Raw genomic sequence first — 4,808 nt, 5'->3', positions numbered from 1 at the left:
CGCGCAGGCTGCGCAGCGGCCGCTGCCAGGCGCTCTGGCGCTGGCTTTCCAGGTGGGCGATGGAGTCGTGCAGGTCGGCCATGGCGCGCTCGCCGGCGGGGTCGCGCACGAAGGGCTCGTGCGTCTGCAGGGCCTCGGCCAGACGGGTGCAGTCCACGCCCTGCAGTTGCAGCACGCGCTGGCAGCGGTAGAGCACGTCGCTGTGGAACAGCACGTCGGCCCAGTCGTTGTAGTGGTGGTGCGACGAGCTGGCGCGCTCGTGGATGTCCTGCGCGATGAAGTACAGGTTCAGGTGGCGCAGCAGCCGGCCGGTGGGGGGCGGCGCCTCGCGGCGCGCGCCCAGGCGGCTGAAGATGCTTTCCTTGGTGGTGTTGAGGGCGGACACCACGCGGCCGTTGGTCTGGGCGAGCGCCAGGCGCCGGCGCTCCACGTCCACGCCGCGCACGGGCTCGAACAGGCTGGCCTTGAGCCGCAGGTAGGCGCCGAGCACGCCGTAGAGCTTGGCGAGGTTCTGGCGCACGGGCTGGTGCGGGAACAGCGCGCACCACAGCAGCGACAGCAGGCCGTACCAGGTGGCGCCGGCCAGCAGCCAGGTGGGCACGCTGAAGCCCAAGGCCGGGCCGCCCCCGCGCTGGGAGCCGGGCGCCACGCTGATGGCGGTGTAGAGCGCCAGGATGACCGTGGCCAGCGCGATGGCGCGGTAGCGCTCGCCCACGGCGCCGAGCATGGTGAAGCCGAAGGTGGACACGGCCATGCCCGCCACGAACCACAGGGGCCACGGCATCAGGGCCTCGACCGAGAACGCGGCGGTGGCGAAGCAGGCCAGCGTGACGAGCAGCGCCCGCAGCCGGCCGCGCCAGTTGTCGTCGGTCTCGGCGATGGCGCTGGCGATGATGCCCAGGAAGATCGGCGTCACCAGCGGCACGCGGTCCAGCCACCAGCACACGGCCATGGCGCCGCTCAGCGCGATGAACACGCGCACGCCGTACACCAGCGCATCCTGCGCCCACAGGCGCCTTGCCCACCCTGCCATTGCCGTTTTCAAGATCGCATCAACCCCGGAGAGAGAAAGAAAAAACCATGGCGCGGGCCCGCGCCGGATGGCGGGAACCCAAGCAGATTCCATACCACGGCACGCAGCCCCTCCCGTGCCGCGCCCAATCCCCCGCCGTCAGCCGGTGTTGCGCAGCCCGGCCGCGATGCCGTTGATCGAGATGTGGATGCCGGTCTGCACGCGCTCGTCGCCCTGCCCGCCGCGCCAGCGGCGCACCAGTTCGACCTGCAGGTGGTGCAGCGGGTCGATGTACGGAAAGCGGTGGCGGATCGACCGGGCCAGGGCGGTGTTGTGCGTCAGGCGGTGCTTGTCGCCGGTGATGCGGGTGAGCGCATCGGCCGTGCGCTGCCACTCGGCCTCGATGGCGCCGAAGACCTTCTTGCGCAGGCGCGTGTCGGCCACCAGTTCGCTGTAGCGCGAGGCCAGGGCCAGGTCGCTCTTGGCCAGCACCATGTCCATGTTGGACAGCAGCGTGCCGAAGAACGGCCACTGGCGGTACATCTTCTGCAGCAGGGCCATCTGCGCCTTGGGGTCCTGGCCGGGCTGCCTGACAAAGGCTTCCACCGCGGCGCCGAAGCCGTACCAGCCCGGCAGCGTGAGCCGGCACTGGCCCCAGCTGAAGCCCCAGGGAATGGCGCGCAGGTCTTCGATGCGCTGGCTGGGCTTGCGCGAGGCCGGGCGCGAGCCGATGTTCAGCTCGGCGATCTCGCGGATGGGCGTGGAGTTGAAGAAGTAATCGGTGAAGCCCGGGGTGTCGTACACCAGCGCGCGGTAGGCGCCCATGCTGGCCACCGACAGCTGCGCCGCCGCCTCCAGGAAGTCCTTGGTGGCGGGCTTGGTGGGCTGCAGCAGCGTGGCCTCCAGCGTGGCGGCGACCAGGGTTTCCAGGTTGCGCCGGCCGATCTCGGGGTTGGCGTATTTGGAGGCGATGACCTCGCCCTGCTCGGTCAGGCGGATCTGCCCGCGCACGGTGCCGGGCGGCTGCGCCAGGATGGCCTGGTAGCTCGGGCCGCCCCCGCGGCCCACGGTGCCGCCGCGGCCATGGAACATGCGCAGCTGGATGCGGTGGCTGGCCGCCAGTTCGTCGAACAGCTCCACCAGCGCGATCTCGGCGCGGTACAGCTCCCAGCTGCTGGTGAAGATACCGCCGTCCTTGTTGCTGTCGCTGTAGCCCAGCATGATGTCCTGCTCGGCGCCGCTGGCCTGCACCATCGCGGCGAAGCCGGGCACGGCGTACAGCTCGCGCATGATGGGCGCGGCGTTGCGCAGGTCTTCGATGGTCTCGAACAGCGGCACCACGATGAGGTCGGTGGTGGCGGCGCGAGCGCCGCTGCCCGGCACGGGCGGCACGGCATCGAGCGTGCCGTGCATCAGCCCCACTTCCTTTTGCAGCAGCAGCACTTCGAGCAGGTCGCTCACGGTTTCGGTGTGGCTGATGATGTAGTGGCGGATGGCCTGCGGGCCGAAGCGCTCGCGCATCTGCCGCGCCGTCTCGAAGATGGCGATCTCGCCCGTGGTGTGCTCGGAATACGTGGCGCCCACCACGCGCAGCGGCCGGGCATCGGCCAGCAGGCGCAGCAGCAGCGCGCGGCGGTCGGCCTCGGGCAGGGCCGCGTAATCGGGCTCCACGCGCGCCGTGGCCAGCAGCTCGGCGATCACCTTCTCGTGCTGGTCGGAGCTTTGGCGCAGGTCCACGGTGGCCAGGTGAAAGCCGAACACCTCCACCGCGCGCACCAGCGGGTGCAGGCGCTCGGCGGCCAGCGCCGCGCCGCGGTGCGAGCGCAGCGAGGCCTCGATCACGCGCAGGTCGGCCAGAAAGGCCTCGGCATCGGGATAGGGGTTCTGCGGCGCGACGGCATGGCGCGCGGCCTCGCCGCCGGTCAGGTTGCGCAGCGTGGCGGCCAGCCGGGCGTAGATGCCGGTGAGCGCGCGGCGGTACGGCTCGTCCTGGCGGTGCTCGCTGTGGTCGGGCGAGCGCTCGGCCAGGGCCTGCATGTCGGGCGAGACCTGCACCAGCCGGGCCGACAGCGACAGCTCGCCGCCCAGGAAGTGCACCTCGGTCAGGTAGTGGCGCAGCGCCACCTCGGCCTGCCGGCCCAGCGCCAGCGAGAGCGTGGCCGCGCTGACGTTGGGGTTGCCGTCGCGGTCGCCCCCGATCCACTGGCCCATGCGCAGGAAGCTCGCCACGGGCTGGTTGCCCAGTTCGCGCTCCAGATCGGCATAGATCTTGGGGATCTCGCGCAGGAAGGTCGATTCGTAGTACGACAGCGCGTTCTCGATCTCGTCGGCCACGGTGAGCTTGGTGTAGCGCAGCAGGCGCGTCTGCCACAGCTGGGCCACGCGGGCGCGCAGCCGCGCCTCGTTGGCCGCCAGCTCGCGCGGGGTGAGCGCGTCCTTGGCGCTGTTGTACAGCTGGGCGCGCACCTGGATGTCGCCGCGCTCGGCCAGCAATTGGGCGATGTCGCGCTCGGCATCCAGGATGCTCTTGCGCTGCACCTCGGTCGGGTGGGCGGTGAGCACCGGCGCCACGTAGCTCCTGGCCAGCGTCTGCGAGATGGTGCGCGGCGCGATGCCCGCCCAGCGCATGCGCGCCAGCGCCACCTCGATGCTGCCCTCCTGGGCGCTGCCTGCGCGCTCGTGCACGGTGCGGCGGCGGATGTGGTGGCGGTCCTCGGCCAGGTTGGCCAGGTGGCTGAAATAGGTGAAGGCGCGGATCACGCTGACCGTCTGGTCGCCCGACAGGCCCTTGAGCAGCTTCTTGAGCGCCTTGTCGGCCTCCTGGTCGGCATCGCGTCGAAAGGCCACCGACAGCTTGCGCACCTGCTCCACGAGGTCGTAGGCGGCGACCCCTTCCTGCTCGCGGATCACGTCGCCCAGGATGCGGCCCAGCAGCCGGATGTCCTGGATCAGCGGCAGGTCCTTGTCGGTCCTGCGAGGGGCGGCCGGTGCGGGCGCGGCGTCGGTCTTGCGGGGGGTCGCGTTCATGCGGAAAAGGTCTCCTGCGCGCTCGGGCGCATTATGGACAGAGGGCGGCGGCTGCTGCGGGCCCATGCTAGCATCCCCGCTGCCCGCGCCGCCCGGCGCACCCGCCCCGCGCACCCCCCGGCCTTGCGCCCGTGCCCGGCGGCCCTCCTACCGCGATGAACCCCTTCGAAACCCCCACCCATTTCCCCTTCGTGATCGCCACCCGCGAAAGCCGCCTGGCCCTGTGGCAGGCCGAGCACGTGCGCGCCCTGCTGCAGGCACGCGGCCACACCGTGACGCTGCTCGGCATGACCACCAAGGGCGACCAGATCCTGGACCGCACGCTCAGCAAGGTGGGCGGCAAGGGCCTGTTCGTGAAGGAGCTGGAAGTGGCGCTGGAGGAAGGCCGCGCGCACATCGCCGTGCATTCGCTGAAAGACGTGCCGATGGAGCTGCCCGACGGCTTTCACCTGGCCGCCGTGATGGAGCGCGAGGACCCGCGCGATGCCTTCGTCTCGAACCGCTTCGCGCGCCTGGCCGACCTGCCCCAGGGCGCGGTGGTGGGCACCTCCAGCCTGCGCCGCCAGGTGCTGCTGCAGGCCCTGCGGCCCGACCTGAAGATCGAGCCGCTGCGCGGCAACCTCGACACCCGCCTGCGCAAGCTCGACGAAGGGCTGTATGACGCCATCGTGCTCGCCGCCGCGGGCCTGAAGCGCCTGGGCCTGGACGACCGCATCCGCGCCACGTTCGAGCCCGCCGAGATGCTGCCCGCCGCCGGCCAGGGCGCGCT

General features: G+C 71.3%; 3 protein-coding genes. 1 reads left to right on the top strand and 2 read right to left on the bottom strand.

What is annotated here, in order from left to right; genetic code table 11:
* Positions 1 to 1,045 (bottom strand): YccS/YhfK family membrane protein (locus AC27IQ_RS18880; protein ID WP_487090388.1); only part of this gene is annotated, 1,045 nt, incomplete at its 3' end.
* A 126-nt stretch (positions 1,046 to 1,171) separates the two neighbouring features.
* Positions 1,172 to 4,039, bottom strand: a complete 2,868-nt coding sequence (gene ppc / locus AC27IQ_RS18875) for a phosphoenolpyruvate carboxylase (RefSeq protein ID WP_317351906.1) — start codon at positions 4,037 to 4,039, stop codon at positions 1,172 to 1,174.
* A 155-nt stretch (positions 4,040 to 4,194) separates the two neighbouring features.
* Here ppc and hemC point away from each other — a divergent pair.
* Positions 4,195 to 4,808 (top strand): hydroxymethylbilane synthase (gene hemC, locus AC27IQ_RS18870; RefSeq protein ID WP_487090387.1); only part of this gene is annotated, 614 nt, incomplete at its 3' end.

The organism is Acidovorax sp. KPB24-07 (assembly GCF_057543315.1).
Note: the sequence above shows the minus strand (reverse complement) of the source record. Positions and strands in the feature narration are given on the sequence as shown.

Excerpts from the sequence above, each read along its gene's own strand:
- ppc (WP_317351906.1), bottom strand. The coding sequence starts at position 4,039 with ATGAACGCGACCCCCCGCAAGACCGACGCCGCGCCCGCACCGGCCGCC.